This is a genomic window from Paenibacillus sp. FSL R5-0470, from assembly GCF_037975205.1.
Lineage (GTDB): Bacteria > Bacillota > Bacilli > Paenibacillales > Paenibacillaceae > Paenibacillus_AQ.
On the sequence record NZ_CP150238.1, the window covers coordinates 937,152 to 955,835 of the forward strand.

The following is an 18,684-nucleotide window of genomic DNA, read 5'->3' on the forward strand; positions in this document are numbered from 1 at the left end:
AACGCTTTTACTTACTGTGCTGTTTATTTGGCAGCTTTTGACTTGGTGTACTTTTACCGTGATTTTCTTTGTTCTTTTCAGCTTTCTTTTGGGTATCGTGTACTTTTTCTACAAAAGCATGAGTATCGTCCATGATTATCCTCCTTGATTGGCAACCTTGCCGTTACTGTAACCACTTTTGTAAGAATACATACACGATGTACTTTACAAACTTCTATGTTTATAAAGACATTGCGAAAATATTTAATAGTTACTATAAATGGATGCAAGCATTTCATAGAACAGTAAGGGAGACTGATTATGAACAGGTTATTTAAACAAGCTGTATCCATGACCTTAGCTTTCGTTATGGTACTGGGAATTACATTCACAGGAATACCAGCTTATGCTGAAGACAGCAATGGGGATGCTGGACTACTGCAATTACAATCGTTAGAGCCTGTTACATTATTGGCAGGGAATTCTACGTGGAAGTATCTAGATCACGGAACAGATCAAGGGACGGTATGGCGGTCCGTGTACGATGATTCAACATGGGCGTCTGGCCAAGCGCCGCTTGGTTATAAAGATAGTGGATCCGGAGTCAGCAGCAAGCAATTTGGTGCTCTGAACACAAATATAAGCTACGGTTCTAATAAGAGTATGAAATATCGTACTTCTTACTTCCGTACAAACGTAACGGTGAATAAGGAAGAGATTGCGAAATCCGATAAAATCTTGGGTAACTTCGCATTTGATGACGGAGCTGTACTATATTTGAACGGTAAAGAAATTTACCGTGAGGCTATGCCAGCGGGCGAAATTAATTTTCAAACAAAAAGTTCAACTAACTTAAGTGATCCAAACGAATATACCAAGGTAGACCTTACCGAAGTAGTAAAGGCTAACTTGAAGGACGGAAGTAATGAGCTTTCAGCTGAGGTGCATCAGTCGAGTGATGGTAGCTCTGACCTCTATTGGGATATGAACCTGATTGCTTATCCGGTAGTAGAGCCTGTAGACCCTGGAGTTGGGAAGCCTGAGTCTATCGCACTTACTTTTAACGGAAACCCTCAGACTAGTATGGGATTCAACTGGTATGCACCTGAGAGTGTGACGGGTACCAAGCTTGAAGTAGTAGAAGCTTCTAAATTAGTGGACGGTCAGTTCCCGGTAGGTGCTCAAACTTACGAAGGAACATCGGTTACAACAAGCGTGTATATGACCAAAGCGGATAAGTCAGCCAAGAAACCAGTAGTACTGACTAGTCATAAGGTCATTGCTGATCATCTGCAGCCGGGAACGGAGTATGCTTACCGTGCTGGGGATGGACAAGCTGACAATTGGAGTGACATCGGAACGTTTACAACAGAAAGCTCCAGTAATCAGGCATTTAAGTTCTTATATACAACGGACTCTCAAGGTACAACTGAAGGTGATTTTGATATTTGGAATCATACCCTTCAAGAGGGATTGGCTAAATTCCCGACAAGTGAATTCATTCTGAATTCCGGTGATTTGGTAGACAACGGTGATATTGAGGAGCAATGGGGATGGTTCTTCAATAAACCAAAGGATATTCTAGCAAATATTCCATTGGTTCCACTGGTAGGTAATCATGAAAGTAAGAGTTATAGCAATTACACAACTCATTTTAATTTACCTAATGTCTCGAATACGGGCGCAAAACCAGATGGCTCTGTATATTCTTTTGACTACGGTTCAGCACACTTTATGGTTATTAATACAGAATATTATGGTGCTAGCTCAAGTCTTGAGAATAACGAAATTTACAAAAAACAAGTAGAGTGGCTGCGCAGTGAAGCCGCGAAAAGCGATCAGAAGTGGAAGGTTGTGCTCTTGCATAAATCACCTTATTCTGTTGCCAGTCACACAAATGATACAGATGTACTCTATTACAGAGCTAATTTGACAAAGGTATTTGATGAGCTTGGTATTGACATGGTTATCGGAGGACATGACCACACCTATACTAGAAGCTATCAAATGTACAACAATCAGCCGTTGACGGATATTAAGCCGGATAAAAACGGAGTGGTAACTGATCCTAAGGGTACGTTATACCTGATTACAAATGCAGCGGGCAATAAAAAATATAATGTTGGCGCAGGTCCGTTTCCTTTTGCAGCTAAATACGAACAGCCTGGTAAGGAAATGTTCACAGGAATGACTGTAACTCACGATGAATTTTCTTACGAAGCCTACACCACAACAACTGGTGGAACTACAGACTTGTATGATAAGTACAGCATTCATAAGTCAGACGTAGCTGTTAAACCTGTGCAGAATGCAAAAGCTACTGTAGCAGATGGCGGTAAAATCACGTTAACTTGGGATGCTCCTGCATCCGGTGCACCAGTATCGGGATATCGCATTTATGAGCAAAATGATCTGGTATCTGCAAATTGGACGGTCAGTGTTCCTAATATGGAAGGTCAAACTTCTTATAGTTACACTGTAGAAAATACTAATCCAAACCAAACCTATCAATTTGTTATCAAAGCTGTAAGTAACAGAACCAATTCAGAAGCTAAAATTGCTTCTACCGATTCTATCAAAAAAGTTACAGTTACCTTTAACGGCGACCCAGTGAGTGCAAAAGGATTCACTTGGTACACAGCGTTGAAATCTGCAGGAAGCGACCTACAGGTTGTGGAGAATACGGGCGTTACTCCAGACTTTGCAAAAGCTGCTGAATTTACAGGCCGTTCAGCTGTTTCCAGAAATTCAAAGGATGAATTAGTTCATAAAGCTGAAGCTTCTGGCCTTAAGGCTGATACGAAATACTACTTCCGTGTAGGTGATAAAGCACTGGGATTGTGGAGTGCAGTGGGAACTTTCGAAACAGCTGCTAAGACAGGTGCATTTACTTTCATCGATCTGGCGGACACACAAGCTAAGACGGAAGATGAGGCTATTCTTTCTGGAGAAACGATGGCAAAAGCACTTACGACATTCCCGAATGCTGAGTTTGTGGCGATTAACGGAGATATCGTAGATACTGGAACCAACGAATCACAATGGAATTGGTTGCTTGGCCATTCGCAGGAAACCTTGCTCAATACTACTATTGTTCCAGTTGCGGGGAACCATGAGGATAAAGCAAATGCCTTCTATGAGCACTACAATATTAAGGAAGCCGCAGGCTCACCAACAGAAACAGGAGCATACTATTCCTATGATTACAGCAATGCGCACTTTGTAGTCTTGAACACGAATGAGAATTCGGATGAATATGCTAACTTCAGCAAAGCACAGTTGGATTGGATGAAGGCCGATGTAAAAGCAGCGAAGGCTGCTGGAGCGAAGTGGATTATCGTCGCTATGCATAAAGGACCATATACAACCTCTAACCACGCTACTGACAAAGATATTATGGGCGCTAATGGAGAAAGAGCGAAAGTCGCTCCAATGATGGCTGAACTGGGCATAGACTTGGTTCTTCAAGGCCACGACCATATTTATGCACGGACGAAGCCAATCAAGGCAGACGGAACTGCAGCAGACACAGTGAAGATCAAGGAAAGCTTCAATGGTCAAACTGTGGAGTACACAGTAAACCCAGATGGAACAATCTATCTGATTCCAGCTACGGCAGGAGCGAAGGTTTACTATAAGAACATGAAGAAAGAATTGGGAGATGCTTACTATAATCTCTTTGAAGTAGCCAATGAGAATACAGCAGCTAAATACGGAGCGGACCCAAGTGATGCTACGCGTCCAATGCGCGGTCAAGTTCAGACCTTTGTTGGTATCACTGTAGATGCAGGGAAGCTGACAGCTGTATCTTATGAGATTGATCAGAATGTTAATGAGGCTAGACCATATGTTCTTGAAGAGTTCGGTATTGTTAAGGGCGATGAGAATGGTGGAGTTACACCAACACCAACACCAACACCAACACCAACAACAGAGCCGACAACAGCACCAACAACAGCACCAACGACAGCGCCAACAACAGCACCAACAACAGCACCAACGATAAAACCGACAGCAACACCAACACCAACAGTAGCGCCAACAGCTACACCAGCACCGACAACGGCGCCTTCACCAACTGCGACGCCAGTTAGTAAGCCATCTTTAACGGATACTAGCAATCACTGGGCGGCTGCTGTTATCGAGAAAGCAGTAGCAGCTGGCTTCGTTAGTGGTTATCCGGATGATACTTTCCGTCCGAATCAGAAAGTAAATCGGGTTGAATTTATCACAATGCTGGCACGTGCATTGCAATTGCCGGAGAATGGTGACACTTCAAGCTTTAAGGATTCTGCGAAGATTCCAGCATGGGCTAAGTCTTTTGTGGCACAGGCTGTATCTCTGCAAATTATCAGTGGCTATGATGATGGAACATTCCGTCCTACGCAGGAGCTAACACGTACAGAATTAGCAGTTATGGTTGTTCGTGCTATTGGTATTACGGTAGATCCTAAAGCGACATTAACCTTCAATGATGCTAAGGATGTACCAGCATGGGCAGTGCCATATATTGCAGCAGCAGCGAAATCAGGCCTTGTGAACGGTGTAGGGCAGAATAAATTTGCACCTAACCAGAAGGCAACAAGAGCAGAGGCGGTTACCATAATCCTTGCATTATTAGAAAAAGGGCAGAAGTAATCTATTATCTGCGTGAATTGAACTCAAGCTTAGCTTGTATCTAACAAAGGGGTCTCAGCTTATCTGCTGGGGCTCTTTTGTGTTTAATGCTTTTTGTATAAGAAGCCATCACTTTGCCGGAAAACATCATTAAGGAAGTGGACTATTATGATGAAGAAGTAACAGAATACAAAATAATATGAATTTTAAAATAATGCTTGCAATGAATCTCTATACATGATATATTCTAAATCCGGCCAAGAAACACACATGCCGAGCTCGAAAAAGAAGTTAAAAAAAGAGCTTGACATTAAACGGCTGAACATGATATAGTATAAGAGTTGCTGCTGAGACATCAAACGGCGCCAACGAGAACTTGATCTTTGAAAACTGAACAACGAGTGAGTAGGAAATCACGAAAGTGATATCCAAAATTAGAGAATTAATTTTCTCGTCAGATGTTTCAAAATGAGCATATCGCTCTTTTCAATACTAATTGGAGAGTTTGATCCTGGCTCAGGACGAACGCTGGCGGCGTGCCTAATACATGCAAGTCGAGCGGAGTCACTTTGAAAGCTTGCTTTCAAAATAACTTAGCGGCGGACGGGTGAGTAACACGTAGGCAACCTGCCCCTTAGACTGGGATAACTACCGGAAACGGTAGCTAATACCGGATAATTTCTTTTTTCTCCTGAAGAAAGAATGAAAGACGGAGCAATCTGTCACTGAGGGATGGGCCTGCGGCGCATTAGCTAGTTGGTGGGGTAACGGCCCACCAAGGCGACGATGCGTAGCCGACCTGAGAGGGTGAACGGCCACACTGGGACTGAGACACGGCCCAGACTCCTACGGGAGGCAGCAGTAGGGAATCTTCCGCAATGGACGAAAGTCTGACGGAGCAACGCCGCGTGAGTGATGAAGGTTTTCGGATCGTAAAGCTCTGTTGCCAGGGAAGAACGTCCGGTAGAGTAACTGCTATCGGAGTGACGGTACCTGAGAAGAAAGCCCCGGCTAACTACGTGCCAGCAGCCGCGGTAATACGTAGGGGGCAAGCGTTGTCCGGAATTATTGGGCGTAAAGCGCGCGCAGGCGGTCATTTAAGTCTGGTGTTTAAACCTTGGGCTCAACCTGAGGTCGCACTGGAAACTGGGTGACTTGAGTACAGAAGAGGAAAGTGGAATTCCACGTGTAGCGGTGAAATGCGTAGATATGTGGAGGAACACCAGTGGCGAAGGCGACTTTCTGGGCTGTAACTGACGCTGAGGCGCGAAAGCGTGGGGAGCAAACAGGATTAGATACCCTGGTAGTCCACGCCGTAAACGATGAGTGCTAGGTGTTAGGGGTTTCGATACCCTTGGTGCCGAAGTTAACACAGTAAGCACTCCGCCTGGGGAGTACGGTCGCAAGACTGAAACTCAAAGGAATTGACGGGGACCCGCACAAGCAGTGGAGTATGTGGTTTAATTCGAAGCAACGCGAAGAACCTTACCAGGTCTTGACATCCCTCTGAATCCACTAGAGATAGTGGCGGCCTTCGGGACAGAGGAGACAGGTGGTGCATGGTTGTCGTCAGCTCGTGTCGTGAGATGTTGGGTTAAGTCCCGCAACGAGCGCAACCCTTAACTTTAGTTGCCAGCAAGTAATGTTGGGCACTCTAGAGTGACTGCCGGTGACAAACCGGAGGAAGGTGGGGATGACGTCAAATCATCATGCCCCTTATGACCTGGGCTACACACGTACTACAATGGCCGGTACAACGGGAAGCGAAACCGCGAGGTGAAGCCAATCCCATCAAAGCCGGTCTCAGTTCGGATTGCAGGCTGCAACTCGCCTGCATGAAGTCGGAATTGCTAGTAATCGCGGATCAGCATGCCGCGGTGAATACGTTCCCGGGTCTTGTACACACCGCCCGTCACACCACGAGAGTTTACAACACCCGAAGTCGGTGGGGTAACCCGCAAGGGAGCCAGCCGCCGAAGGTGGGGTAGATGATTGGGGTGAAGTCGTAACAAGGTAGCCGTATCGGAAGGTGCGGCTGGATCACCTCCTTTCTATGGAGAATCGTCTTCTGCAATGAAGACATTCAAATCGGAAGTTAAACTTCCACAACTCAGGTTTAGGCCTGTTACTCACTCGTTGCTCAGTTTTGAGAGTTTAAACTCTCATCTTTAAACTTGATCCTTGAAAACTGGATACCGAAACGAATTTGCGTTTTAGAACATCTTTTAGCAACTTGTGTAAACAAGTAAATGTTATTAGTGAGATTTTTCAAAGAAGATATCGTTTGATATTTTCCTGCGGAAAAATCGAGGTTAAGCTAATAAGAGCACACGGAGGATGCCTAGGCGCCAGGAGCCGACGAAGGACGTGGCGAACAACGAAACTGCCTCGGGGAGCTGTAAGCAAGCTTTGATCCGGGGGTGTCCGAATGGGGAAACCCAGCTGTGGTAATTCGCAGTTACTCATCTCTGAACACATAGGAGATGTAGAGGCAGACCAGGGGAACTGAAACATCTAAGTACCCTGAGGAAGAGAAAACAATAGTGATTCCGTCAGTAGCGGCGAGCGAACGCGGAACAGCCTAAACCTAAGAGCTTGCTCTTAGGGGTTGTGGGACGTCTCACATGGAGTTACAAAGGAATATGGTAGGTGAAGAGGTCTGGAAAGGCCCGCGATAGAGGTAAAAGCCCTGTAACCTAAACTGTGTTCTCTCCGAGACGGATCCCGAGTAGTGCGGGGCACGTGAAACCCCGTATGAATCCAGCAGGACCATCTGCTAAGGCTAAATACTACCTGGCGACCGATAGTGAAACAGTACCGTGAGGGAAAGGTGAAAAGCACCCCGGAAGGGGAGTGAAATAGAACCTGAAACCGTGTGCTTACAAAAAGTCAGAGCCCGATCTATGGGTGATGGCGTGCCTTTTGTAGAATGAACCGGCGAGTTACGTTTAACATGCAAGGTTAAGTCGAGAAGACGGAGCCGCAGCGAAAGCGAGTCTGAATAGGGCGATTGAGTATGTGGACGTAGACCCGAAACCGTGTGATCTACCCCTGTCCAGGGTGAAGGTGCGGTAACACGCACTGGAGGCCCGAACCCACGCATGTTGAAAAATGCGGGGATGAGGTGGGGGTAGCGGAGAAATTCCAATCGAACTCGGAGATAGCTGGTTCTCCCCGAAATAGCTTTAGGGCTAGCCTCGGTATAAGAGTAGTGGAGGTAGAGCACTGATTGGGTGCGGGGTCCGCAAGGATTACCAAGCTCAGTCAAACTCCGAATGCCATATACTTATTGCCGGGAGTCAGACAGTGAGTGCTAAGATCCATTGTCAAAAGGGAAACAGCCCAGACCATCAGCTAAGGTCCCCAAGTGTGTGTTAAGTGGGAAAGGATGTGGAGTTGCACAGACAACCAGGATGTTGGCTTAGAAGCAGCCACCATTGAAAGAGTGCGTAATAGCTCACTGGTCGAGTGACTCTGCGCCGAAAATGTAACGGGGCTAAACACACCACCGAAGCTATGGCTAGATACGTATGTATCTGGGGTAGGGGAGCGTTGTATGTGGGTTGAAGGTGTACCGTAAGGAGCGCTGGACAGCATACAAGTGAGAATGCCGGTATGAGTAACGAAAAGATCAGTGAGAATCTGATCCGCCGAAAGCCCAAGGTTTCCTGAGGAAGGCTCGTCCGCTCAGGGTAAGTCGGGACCTAAGGCGAGGCCGAAAGGCGTAGTCGAAGGACAACAGTTTGAAATTACTGTACCACCGTAATCCGCTATGAGCGATGGGGTGACGCAGGAGGGTAGTGACGCGGACTGATGGATATGTCCGTCTAAGCAGTGAGGCTGATGTGTAGGCAAATCCGCACATCGTTAAGGCTGGGCTGTGATGGGGAGCGAAAATTACAGTAGCGAAGGTCATGATCTCACACTGCCAAGAAAAGCCTCTAGCCAGGAGAAGGTGCCCGTACCGCAAACCGACACAGGTAGGCGAGAAGAGAATTCTAAGGCGCGCGGAAGAACTCTCGTTAAGGAACTCGGCAAAATGACCCCGTAACTTCGGGAGAAGGGGTGCCCCGGTAGTGTGAATAGCACGAGGGGGCCGCAGTGAAAAGGCCCAAGCGACTGTTTAGCAAAAACACAGGTCTGTGCGAAGCCGCAAGGCGAAGTATACGGGCTGACGCCTGCCCGGTGCTGGAAGGTTAAGGGGAGTGGTTAGGGGTAACCCGAAGCTATGAACCGAAGCCCCAGTAAACGGCGGCCGTAACTATAACGGTCCTAAGGTAGCGAAATTCCTTGTCAGGTAAATTCTGACCCGCACGAATGGCGTAACGACTTGGGCGCTGTCTCAACGAGAGATCCGGTGAAATTTTAATACCTGTGAAGATGCAGGTTACCCGCGACAAGACGGAAAGACCCCATGGAGCTTTACTGCAGCTTGATATTGAATTTGGGTACGATCTGTACAGGATAGGTGGGAGCCGTAGAAATCGGAGCGCAAGCTTCGGTGGAGGCGCCGTTGGGATACCACCCTGATCGTATCTAGGTTCTAACCTAGTACCCTTACCGGGTACGGGGACCGTGTCAGGCGGGCAGTTTGACTGGGGCGGTCGCCTCCTAAAGAGTAACGGAGGCGTTCCAAGGTTCCCTCAGAATGGTTGGAAATCATTCGAAGAGTGCAAAGGCATAAGGGAGCTTGACTGCGAGACCTACAAGTCGAGCAGGGACGAAAGTCGGACTTAGTGATCCGGTGGTACCGCATGGAAGGGCCATCGCTCAACGGATAAAAGCTACCCTGGGGATAACAGGCTTATCTCCCCCAAGAGTCCACATCGACGGGGAGGTTTGGCACCTCGATGTCGGCTCATCGCATCCTGGGGCTGAAGTAGGTCCCAAGGGTTGGGCTGTTCGCCCATTAAAGCGGTACGCGAGCTGGGTTCAGAACGTCGTGAGACAGTTCGGTCCCTATCTGTCGTGGGCGCAGGAAATTTGAGAGGAGCTGTCCTTAGTACGAGAGGACCGGGATGGACGTACCGCTGGTGCACCAGTTGTTTCGCCAGAAGCATGGCTGGGTAGCTACGTACGGACGGGATAAGCGCTGAAAGCATCTAAGCGTGAAGCCCCCCTCAAGATGAGATTTCCCAATTAGTAAGACCCCTTGAAGACGACGAGGTAGATAGGTTGGAGGTGGAAGTGCAGTAATGCATGGAGCTGACCAATACTAATCGGTCGAGGGCTTATCCTATACTTAATACGCAAATTCAATTCGGATTCAGTTTTCAGGCGACTCAAGCCTGAGCATTTACGATGTAAATGCCCGTTTGGTGGCGATAGCGGAGGGGTTCCACACGTACCCATCCCGAACACGACCGTTAAGCCCTCCAGCGCCGATGGTACTTGGACCGAAGGGTCCTGGGAGAGTAGGACGTCGCCAAGCGGACAACCACATTACCCGTGGTATTTTTTTTGCCCTTAATATTGATGTGTCTTAAAAAGGGCCTTTAGCTCAGCTGGTTAGAGCGCACCCCTGATAAGGGTGAGGTCGGTGGTTCGAGTCCACTAAGGCCCACCATATTCCCTGATAGCTCAGTTGGTAGAGCACTCGACTGTTAATCGAGTTGTCACAGGTTCGAGTCCTGTTCGGGGAGCCATTTATGGAGAGGTGTCCGAGTTTGGCCGAAGGAGCACGATTGGAAATCGTGTAGGCGCCACAAGCGTCTCGAGGGTTCGAATCCCTCTCTCTCCGCCATAAAGTTTATTAGCATGGCCCGTTGGTCAAGGGGTTAAGACACCTCCCTTTCACGGAGGTAACATGGGTTCGAATCCCATACGGGTCATAACATGGAGGCTTAGCTCAGCTGGGAGAGCATCTGCCTTACAAGCAGAGGGTCGGGGGTTCGATCCCCTCAGCCTCCACCATATTCATTTAAGAACGACGCGGGGTGGAGCAGCCCGGTAGCTCGTCGGGCTCATAACCCGAAGGCCGCAGGTTCAAATCCTGCCCCCGCAACCAAATTTTCCTTAAGCATTATGTTTTGGGACTAGCTGGTTTAGTGTAAATGAATAGTATATAATTATTAAATGACGCGGGGTGGAGCAGCCCGGTAGCTCGTCGGGCTCATAACCCGAAGGCCGCAGGTTCAAATCCTGCCCCCGCAACCAATTTACTCTTATGCATTATGTCTATGGAACCGTGGTGTAGTTGGCCTAACATGCCTGCCTGTCACGCAGGAGATCGCGAGTTCGAATCTCGTCGGTTCCGCCATTTAGTTAATTATTGTTGGGGATTAGCCAAGCGGTAAGGCAACGGACTTTGACTCCGTCATGCATAGGTTCAAATCCTATATCCCCAGCCATTTATGAGAGCCATTAGCTCAGTTGGTAGAGCACCTGACTTTTAATCAGGGTGTCGAAGGTTCGAGTCCTTCATGGCTCACCATTATTTTCAAAGTGTGCGCGTGTGGCGGAATGGCAGACGCACCAGACTTAGGATCTGGCGTTTCACGACGTGGGGGTTCAAGTCCCTTCACGCGCACCATATTTTGCGGAAGTGGCTCAGCGGTAGAGCATCGCCTTGCCAAGGCGAGGGTCGCGGGTTCGATTCCCGTCTTCCGCTCCATAATTTTTGCGCCCTTAGCTCAGCTGGATAGAGCGTTTGACTACGAATCAAAAGGCCGGGAGTTCGAATCTCTCAGGGCGCGCCATTTTTATTACTAAGTAATTACATGTTTTGACGGGATGTAGCTCAGCTTGGTAGAGCACCTGGTTTGGGACCAGGGGGTCGCATGTTCAAATCGTGTCATCCCGATTTTATACCTTTGCGGGTGTAGTTCAATGGTAGAACTTCAGCCTTCCAAGCTGATAGCGTGGGTTCGATTCCCATCACCCGCTTATAATTAAGAAACATCTGTCTATTATAGGCAGGTGTTTTTTTGTATAGTTACATTCATATGGATACAATAGAACTTAGGGCTTTTAGTTGAGGAGGTAGCAATGTTTGAATTTGAAGCTAAATTAGTGCGACCTGATGCAAGTGGGAGCTGGACTTATCTTAACGTCCCTTTTGATGCCGAACAAATATTTGAAACAAAGTCCAGAATACAGGTAAAAGGAAGTGTAAATGGAATCCCCTATAGAGGAACGCTTATGCCCCATGGAAACGGAAAGCATTTTATGGTGGTAAAGAAGGAACTACGGGATCTAGCCAAAGCTCAACCTGGTGATATTGTGCATGTGACGATGGAGCAAGATCATCAATTACGGGAGGTAGAAGCCCCAGAGGATTTCCTTGATGCGTTGAGTATCCATGAGCAGGCAGAAGCTTATTATAACGGTCTGGCTTATTCTTATCAGAAGGAATATGTATCTTGGATCGAAGCGGCGAAAAGACCTGAAACCAGAGCATCTCGTATCAAAAAATCAGTCAGTAAACTGGGTGAAGGATTGAGGCTCAAATAAAAGTATGAAGAGTGCTTAGCAGGCTGAATAGATGAACAGCGTCCTCTTCCATAAGATTGGAAAGGGACGCTGTTAATGTTGGTGATATGTGCAAGTGGGCTTAAATAAGAACGGCCACCTCACCACAATTCACAAACTTAATACTTTCGATTTTTACTGATAACTCACCTGAAGGAATAGCTAGCTGACATGTACTGCCGATCTGAGCTAACAGCAGCTGCATGCCAATAGGCGAGAACATTGAAATCTTGTTATCATTGGGTTCTGCCTGGTTTGGAAATACGATGGTGTAGGTATCTGTAGTATTGTCGTCTAAGTAGCGTAGCTGAAGCTGACTTCCAATCAATACGAGTGAATTCAATTCTTCACCATTGAAACGGGAAAGTAATTGTTCCAGCTCGGAGCAATAACGGGACAACAGCGTTTCAGCATTACTTCTTTGTTTGCTTCGTTCCGGGAAATACTGATTTAGAAATGCGATTTTTTCCTCATCAAAATAAATAAGCTGCTGGACCAGTTGTGTCCTTGAGCCTTCATAAATTAGACTATGGTTCATAGTAGATTTCACCCCCTCTAAGTAGCACATTCTTTGCAAATTTGTTATGACGCGTTGCCATATTAAAATCCCTCCTATACAAATAGAGGTCCCCTAGAGGGAACCTTCTGATCAGTATAACAGCTTCTATATGTAAATCCAATCCATTTTGCAAAGGCAATAAATTCTTACTAAATATTGTATTTAAAACGTTTGACTATTGTATAGTTGGGTGCTATGATAGGCTGATGTTATAGGCATTTCGTAGAAAACTGCGGAATGCCTATACTATATTTCGAAGATAATTTTACATTAAATGTTACCAGGGGAGTGATACGCCATGTACATTTCGTTGAGTTCACCTATAGAATCTAGACATAAAAAGTAACTATAATTTATTAAAGGAGAGATCAGGATGATTCAAGTAAAAGAGTTTGTAGATGCTGATAATTCGTATGCTGAGAATAAGGCTAATGAGTTCTTGGCAGGGCTGCGTGAGGAACAGGTTGTGAATATCTGTTACGGTTCGGTAGTTAAATCTTCACGTGATGGGGCAGAGCATCAAAGAAGCAGTATACTGGTCGTGTATAAGACAAATGAAGGGCAATAACTGGAATACTTTTTTTTCGTGCTTATCTGTTGTCTCCACGCTATGCATCGTGATCGTTCTTATATACTATATGTTTTAGCTTTTCTTATGAACAAAGAGGACCTTTCCCATTTACGGGTAAAGGTCCTCTTTGTTTGTATAAGTGCAATTACAGTCTTATATTCCGTCTGGAACGGATAATCTTAAGCTGGATGCAACACGCTGTCCTAATTCCGGATCAGCTTTATAGAAATGAACAATTTGACGAAGTTTAATATCGGTACTTTCAACTGGTGTCATAGCGCCTACTATATTTTGAACAAGACGGGTACGTTCTTCTTCACTCATCAGGCGATACAAGTCACCAGGCTGTGTATAATGGTCATCACTATTATAGGAGACACTGTCGGCATTTCCAGATACTTCGAAAGGTGATGATTTGTACTGTGGTGCTTCTTTAGGTCCGCCTAAGCTGTTAGGCTCATAATAGGCACCGGATCCGCCATTGTTGCCGAGTGCCATGCCACCGTCACGTTGATAGTTCTTCACTTCTACTTTTGGACGGTTGATAGGCAGGCTGTTATGGTTAGGACCTACACGGTGACGATGAGCATCGCCGTAAGCAAACAGTCGACCCTGTAGCAATTTATCAGGAGAAGCTTCAATACCAGGGACAAAAGAGCCAGGAGAGAACGTAACTTGCTCTACTTCCGCGAAGTAATTCTCTGGATTGCGATCCAGTACCATGCGGCCAACCTCAATTAATGGATAATCTTTTTGCGACCATACTTTGGTTACATCGAATGGATCAAAGCGGTAAGTGTTCGCATCTTCGATCGGCATAATCTGCACGTAGAGCTTCCACGCTGGGAAATCTCCTTTATCAATAGCATTGAACAAGTCTTCTGTATGATAATCTGGGTTCTCCCCAGCTATTTTGGAGGCAAGATCTGGAGCAAGGTTCTTAATGCCTTGTTCTGTTTTGAAATGATATTTCACCCAGACGGTATTGCCTTCGGCATTTACCCATTTGAAGGTGTGGCTTCCGAACCCGTGCATATGTCTCAACGTAGCTGGGATTCCGCGATCTGACATCAAAATCGTAACCTGATGTAGAGATTCCGGCGATAAAGACCAGAAGTCCCAAACCGCATTAGGGTTCTTTAAGTGTGTCTGTGGATCACGCTTCTGTGTATGAATAAAGTCAGGGAACTTGATTGCATCACGAACGAAGAATACAGGTGTATTGTTACCTACGAGATCATAGTTTCCTTCTTCGGTATAGAACTTCACAGCAAAACCACGTGGGTCTCTTACAGTATCAGCAGAACCTAGCTCCCCAGCTACCGTTGAGAAACGGATGAACATTGGGGTACGCTTGCCTACCTCAGATAAAAAATTAGCTTTTGTATATTGAGTTAAATCCTGAGTGACCTCAAAATACCCATGAGCGCCAGCACCCTTAGCATGAACGACACGTTCAGGAACACGTTCTCTGTTAAAGTGGGCTAATTTTTCAAGCAGATGGACATCTTGCAGCAAAGTAGGACCACGATCACCGGCTGTCATTGAATTTTGATTGTCGCCTACTGGAGCACCCCAGCTGGTCGTAAGATTATTATTATTGGAGCTCATTAATAGAATCACCTCGTAAGATTTGATTTTAGATTTAGTATAAGTTCTATATTAATGTTTTTTGGGGAAAATGCAACACTTTTTGAATATTTGACACATTACAGTATGTGGTAATCGTCGTCCCATTCAGATATATATGATAGATAGAGTGATTAATTACTAAGCAGAGTTAAAAAAGAAACAGCGTACCTCTCCATCACTGGAGGGTGCGCTGTTCTATTTTGATATAGGAATATCCGTTTTCTGTACTTAGTTTTTAATGTACATTCTGTTATAGTATTCATCCAGCATTCTTTTGGTGGCAAATTCGGTGCGAGTGGTTTCGATACTCTTCTTCATCATTTGTACCCACTGTTCACGATTCTCATAATAGGTTGGGAGTACTCGATTCAATAGGGTGTCGTATAGCGCATCACTATCATGCTTATCCAGAACCTCGAAGTCAGTAGTCTCGAAGCCGTCTCCGATCTGCCAGCCATTCTCGCCATCTATACAGGCTTCCGGCCACCAGCCATCCAGAATAGAGCAGTTCAATACGCCGTTCATGGCTGCCTTCATCCCGGAGGTACCACTTGCTTCCAGTGGTCTACGCGGATTGTTGAGCCAAATATCAGAACCGCGTGTCAGCTGTGCGCCGATAGTCATATCGTAATTCTCCAAGAAGACAACACTCTTCGGATATTTTTTCATCATCGCCACTAAATTGCTGACGATTTTTTTGCCGTTATCATCGAGTGGATGGGCTTTGCCAGAGAAGACGATTTGTATTTTGCCGGACTCCAGATAAGGCTCAATAATTTCCGGCTGCGAGAAGATCAGGTCACTGCGTTTATAAGGAGCAGCTCTGCGTGAGAAGCCAATGAGTAGATTGTCAGCATTTAGAGTAATGCCGGACCGTTCTTTGATGAAATCAATCAGTTCACCCTTAATTTCTTTATGCACTGCCCATAAATCGCCATTTTGTTCATAGGCTTGTGTCATTCTTTCATCTACCCAGGTAGGGGTATGAATGGCATTAGTAATGCCAATGATGTCCGATCTTCCGGCAACCTCTTTCCACATCTTATTGGCTGTATCCGCATGAAGCTGAGCCACTGCATTAGAAATACGTGAGAGTCGTAGACCGGCAACCGTCATGTTGAACGGCTCGCCACCGATACGCTCCATCTGGTCGCGGGTTAAGCCATTGAATGCACTCATATACTCTAGGCGGTCGAGTGGATGGGTTTCGTTGCCTTCTTTTATCGGCGTATGTGTAGTGAAGACAACCTCTTCCCGAGTAGCTTTCCAAGCTTCCTCAAAGGTGCTGCCTCCGGACATCTTCTCACGAATGAGCTCGATGGCTGCTAAGGCTGCATGGCCTTCATTGAAATGATAGACATCAATCGGAATGCCGAGAGCACGCATAGCTTTTACTCCGCCGATCCCGAGTACGATCTCTTGAGCGATCCGTTCCTCACCGAACCAGCCGTACAATTGTCCAGTAATCCAAGCATCATTATTCTCGGGGATATCCGTATCCAGTAAATACAACGTGCTGTTGCCAAAATAATCAGTCTTCCATACTTTGCACACCACATCGGTCTTTCTGACTTTTACGGTTACCTTCACTCCTGTATCTTCAAGAAAATCATAAACATAATTGTGATAGGAGTCGTATGGATTACCGTTCGCATCAATTTTTTGATCCGTATAACCTTGTTTCCACTTCAGCCCGATAGGGATGATAGGAGCATTGATGTCTTTAGCTCCCTTAATGTAGTCTCCGGCGAGAATTCCAAGCCCTCCGGCATACATTTTAAAATCGGAATGTAACCCGTACTCCATACTGAAATAAGCTACTGATGGTAATTTTTGTTCGTTCACTTGATAAGCCTCCTAATCGCGGATTAGATTGAATTGCAGTAAAGCTGCTGGCATTATCTACGATGCAAACGTTTGCTCAAAAAACAGTCATCAATCGTTGTGGAAGCGATTACACCATCATTCTAGCACACTTTATCTACAAAAGCATAACGTCAATTTGGTGAAAATAGCCAATTAGGGGCAAAATCAACGGAAGTGATTGATAAAGTGAAGGGAAGACCCTAAGATAAAGAGATTGAAGAAATAATTATTGGTGGTGTTTAAGTTGGGTATAGTTGTGATTGGAAGCTTAAATATGGATATGGTAGTACGTACGAACCGGGCACCGAATGCAGGAGAAACGCTTATGGGACAAGCATTTGCTTTATCTCCCGGTGGAAAGGGAGCGAATCAAGCCGTTGCCGCAGCACGTCTGGGTGCTGAGGTTAGTATGATCGGCAGCGTCGGAAAAGATACCTTTGGAAGCGAAATGCTGGAGATTATTAAGCAAGAAGGTATTCATATAGAACATATCTCAGTGAGTGAAACGGAGGCAACAGGTGTAGCTTCAATCGTTATTGAAGAAGATGGAGAGAATCGGATTATAGTTGTTTCTGGGGCGAATATTGATCTCTTTGCAGAGGATATACAGGCGTTAGAGACTGTAATCGGCCAGGCTGAGATGATTGTGATGCAGCTTGAAATGGATTTAGCAATGACCGAACAGGCTGTTGCTATTGCCCATGGTTATGGGATTCCAATCATTTTAAATCCTGCACCAGCCAGAAGGCTTAAGGATGAGATGTTAAGTCAAGTAACCTATTTGACGCCAAATGAGACGGAAGCAGGAATTCTAGCTGGGATGACTGTCGATAGTATAGAGACGGCTGAGCGGGCTGCCCGTATTTTGCTACAAAAGGGTGTTAAGAACGTTATTGTAACTTTAGGTGCTAAAGGCACATTGTTAGTTAATGCTGAGGGGACCAAGTTAGTTCCTGGGTTCCCGGTAAAGGCAATAGATACAGTTGCTGCGGGAGATTCCTTTAATGGTGCACTCGCACAGCAGTTAGTCTCAGGTAAGTCATTGGAGGAAGCGTTACGCTTCGCGAATGCTGTCGGTGCTTTGGCTGTTGGGAAAGCAGGTGCAATACCGTCACTGCCGTATTTGCCTGAGGTTGAAAATTTTATAAAGCATGTATCGGATGATAAGGAGCTAAAATCATGAGCAGAACATTAATCGTTAAAAATGTAGTGATCGGTGAAGGAATACCTAAAATATGCGTCCCGTTAATTGGTGCTACCCTTACTGAACTGAAGCAGGAAGCTGAAGCCTTAAAAGAGCTAAATCCTGATTTGGTGGAGTGGCGTACGGATTTTTTTGAAAAAGTGGAGGATTTAGAAGCAGTGAAGTCAGCGTTAAGTGATATTCACGCGATCATTCCGGATCTTCCGCTGATCTTTACGTTCCGTAGTGCGAAGGAAGGTGGAGAGAAGCAGGTCAGTATAGAATATTACATAGCTCTTAATGTTGCTGCTGCTGAGAGTGGGCTAGTAGATATTATTGATGTTGAATTGTTTAATGAGGAACAAGATGTACGAGGATTAGTTGAGGCTGCTCACGCTCATAACGTAGCTGTTATCATATCGAATCATGATTTTCATAAAACACCTCCCAAAGAGGAGCTAATCTCGCGTCTATGTAAGATGCAGGAGCTTGGTGGGGACTTGCCTAAGATTGCAGTTATGCCTCAAGATGCAGGTGACGTTCTGACCTTGCTAGAAGCCACTCATATTATGAAAACTAAACATGCAGATCGCCCGATTATTACGATGTCCATGGCAGGAGCAGGAGTAGTCAGCCGTCTGTCGGGTGAAATCTTCGGTTCAGCATTAACGTTTGGGGCCGCGCATAAGCCGTCTGCACCAGGCCAGGTCGCTGTAGCTGAGCTTCGGAATGTTTTATCGCTGCTGCATCGTAGCTTGTAAGAGGTATCAGCAGAGATTCGAAAAAATAGAGCAGGGACCGGAATTC

At 45.9% G+C, this 18,684-nt stretch carries 9 protein-coding genes, 15 tRNA genes and 3 rRNA genes; 23 read left to right on the forward strand and 4 right to left on the reverse strand.

All coding sequences use genetic code 11. The features are described from left to right. Positions 1-7 precede the first annotated feature (7 nt). Positions 8-133: a DUF4023 domain-containing protein gene (locus tag MKY99_RS04080; protein WP_052404154.1), complete on the reverse strand. Its 126-nt coding sequence runs from the start codon at positions 131-133 to the stop codon at positions 8-10. Between the two features lie 167 nt (positions 134-300). Between MKY99_RS04080 and MKY99_RS04085 the strand changes: the two genes are divergently transcribed. From MKY99_RS04085 to MKY99_RS04180, 20 genes are all read left to right on the forward strand, one after another. Further along, positions 301-4,617 (forward strand): S-layer homology domain-containing protein, encoded by a 4,317-nt coding sequence (locus MKY99_RS04085; protein ID WP_339268843.1) that lies wholly within the window; start codon positions 301-303, stop codon positions 4,615-4,617. A gap of 472 nt (positions 4,618-5,089) precedes the next feature. Then, positions 5,090-6,647 (forward strand): 16S ribosomal RNA (locus MKY99_RS04090). Positions 6,648-6,906: 259 nt separating this feature from the next. Beyond that, positions 6,907-9,835 (forward strand): 23S ribosomal RNA (locus MKY99_RS04095). A 75-nt stretch (positions 9,836-9,910) separates the two neighbouring features. Then, positions 9,911-10,027 (forward strand): 5S ribosomal RNA (gene rrf / locus MKY99_RS04100). The 16S, 23S and 5S rRNA genes sit together here with 15 tRNA genes alongside, the layout of an rRNA operon. A 58-nt stretch (positions 10,028-10,085) precedes the next feature. Continuing rightward, a tRNA-Ile gene (locus tag MKY99_RS04105) sits at positions 10,086-10,162 on the forward strand. A 3-nt stretch (positions 10,163-10,165) separates the two neighbouring features. Further along, positions 10,166-10,241: transfer RNA gene (locus MKY99_RS04110), tRNA-Asn, on the forward strand. A 5-nt stretch (positions 10,242-10,246) separates the two neighbouring features. After that, a tRNA-Ser gene (locus MKY99_RS04115) sits at positions 10,247-10,339 on the forward strand. 16 nt (positions 10,340-10,355) lie between these two features. Next, positions 10,356-10,427, forward strand: a tRNA-Glu gene (locus tag MKY99_RS04120). Positions 10,428-10,433: 6 nt separating this feature from the next. Beyond that, positions 10,434-10,509 (forward strand) — tRNA-Val (locus tag MKY99_RS04125). A 17-nt stretch (positions 10,510-10,526) separates the two neighbouring features. After that, positions 10,527-10,603, forward strand: a tRNA-Met gene (locus tag MKY99_RS04130). Positions 10,604-10,675: 72 nt separating this feature from the next. Next, a tRNA-Met gene (locus MKY99_RS04135) sits at positions 10,676-10,752 on the forward strand. A gap of 25 nt (positions 10,753-10,777) precedes the next feature. Next, a tRNA-Asp gene (locus MKY99_RS04140) sits at positions 10,778-10,855 on the forward strand. A gap of 16 nt (positions 10,856-10,871) precedes the next feature. Further along, positions 10,872-10,946, forward strand: a tRNA-Gln gene (locus MKY99_RS04145). A 7-nt stretch (positions 10,947-10,953) separates the two neighbouring features. Then, a tRNA-Lys gene (locus MKY99_RS04150) sits at positions 10,954-11,029 on the forward strand. Positions 11,030-11,044: 15 nt separating this feature from the next. After that, positions 11,045-11,128 (forward strand) — tRNA-Leu (locus MKY99_RS04155). 6 nt (positions 11,129-11,134) lie between these two features. Continuing rightward, a tRNA-Gly gene (locus MKY99_RS04160) sits at positions 11,135-11,209 on the forward strand. A gap of 8 nt (positions 11,210-11,217) precedes the next feature. Continuing rightward, positions 11,218-11,294: transfer RNA gene (locus MKY99_RS04165), tRNA-Arg, on the forward strand. A 30-nt stretch (positions 11,295-11,324) separates the two neighbouring features. Continuing rightward, positions 11,325-11,398, forward strand: a tRNA-Pro gene (locus tag MKY99_RS04170). A 12-nt stretch (positions 11,399-11,410) separates the two neighbouring features. Then, positions 11,411-11,481: transfer RNA gene (locus MKY99_RS04175), tRNA-Gly, on the forward strand. A 102-nt stretch (positions 11,482-11,583) separates the two neighbouring features. Then, positions 11,584-12,048, forward strand: a complete 465-nt coding sequence (locus tag MKY99_RS04180) for a YdeI/OmpD-associated family protein (protein ID WP_339268845.1) — start codon at positions 11,584-11,586, stop codon at positions 12,046-12,048. Positions 12,049-12,148: 100 nt separating this feature from the next. On the opposite strand, the gene MKY99_RS04185 is transcribed toward MKY99_RS04180, so the two are convergent. Then, on the reverse strand, positions 12,149-12,604 hold the full coding sequence (locus MKY99_RS04185) for a GreA/GreB family elongation factor (RefSeq protein WP_060625163.1): 456 nt from the start codon (positions 12,602-12,604) through the stop codon (positions 12,149-12,151). 394 nt (positions 12,605-12,998) lie between these two features. Here MKY99_RS04185 and MKY99_RS04190 point away from each other — a divergent pair, with 394 nt between their 5' ends. Further along, positions 12,999-13,193, forward strand: coding sequence for a sporulation protein Cse60 (locus MKY99_RS04190; protein ID WP_042184993.1), 195 nt, complete (start codon positions 12,999-13,001; stop codon positions 13,191-13,193). Between the two features lie 156 nt (positions 13,194-13,349). Here MKY99_RS04190 and katA read toward each other — a convergent pair whose 3' ends face one another. Further along, complete coding sequence (gene katA, locus MKY99_RS04195) at positions 13,350-14,807, reverse strand: catalase KatA (protein ID WP_339268847.1); 1,458 nt, start codon at positions 14,805-14,807, stop codon at positions 13,350-13,352. A gap of 249 nt (positions 14,808-15,056) precedes the next feature. After that, entirely contained in the window at positions 15,057-16,673 is a 1,617-nt protein-coding gene (gene glgP / locus MKY99_RS04200) for an alpha-glucan family phosphorylase (RefSeq protein ID WP_339268849.1), read from the reverse strand. A 277-nt stretch (positions 16,674-16,950) separates the two neighbouring features. Between glgP and rbsK the strand changes: the two genes are divergently transcribed. After that, entirely contained in the window at positions 16,951-17,877 is a 927-nt protein-coding gene (gene rbsK / locus MKY99_RS04205; RefSeq protein ID WP_339268851.1) for a ribokinase, read from the forward strand. Further along, positions 17,874-18,638: a type I 3-dehydroquinate dehydratase gene (gene aroD, locus MKY99_RS04210; RefSeq protein WP_076283813.1), complete on the forward strand. Its 765-nt coding sequence runs from the start codon at positions 17,874-17,876 to the stop codon at positions 18,636-18,638. Before rbsK ends, aroD begins: the two co-directional genes overlap by 4 nt. The last annotated feature ends 46 nt before the right edge of the window (positions 18,639-18,684 follow it).